Below are 202 nucleotides of genomic sequence, written 5' to 3' on the forward strand. Positions count from 1 at the left end.
GGCTGTAGTTTTACCACTAAACTACACCCGCTTATTATTAAAAGAAATGGCGCGAGACGGAATCGAACCGCCGACACATGGAGCTTCAATCCATTGCTCTACCAACTGAGCTACCGAGCCAAATTGCGGGAGCAGGATTTGAACCTACGACCTTCGGGTTATGAGCCCGACGAGCTACCGAGCTGCTCCATCCCGCGTTAAT

Annotated in this window: 2 tRNA genes; both read right to left on the reverse strand. The window is 51.0% G+C overall.

What is annotated here, in order from left to right:
- Positions 1-47: 47 nt before the first annotated feature.
- A tRNA-Phe gene (locus HMPREF2832_RS07040) sits at positions 48-120 on the reverse strand.
- 3 nt (positions 121-123) lie between these two features.
- Positions 124-197 (reverse strand) — tRNA-Met (locus HMPREF2832_RS07045).
- Positions 198-202: the final 5 nt, after the last annotated feature.

This window comes from Streptococcus sp. HMSC073D05 (assembly GCF_001812015.1).
Classification (GTDB): domain Bacteria; phylum Bacillota; class Bacilli; order Lactobacillales; family Streptococcaceae; genus Streptococcus; species Streptococcus parasanguinis_D.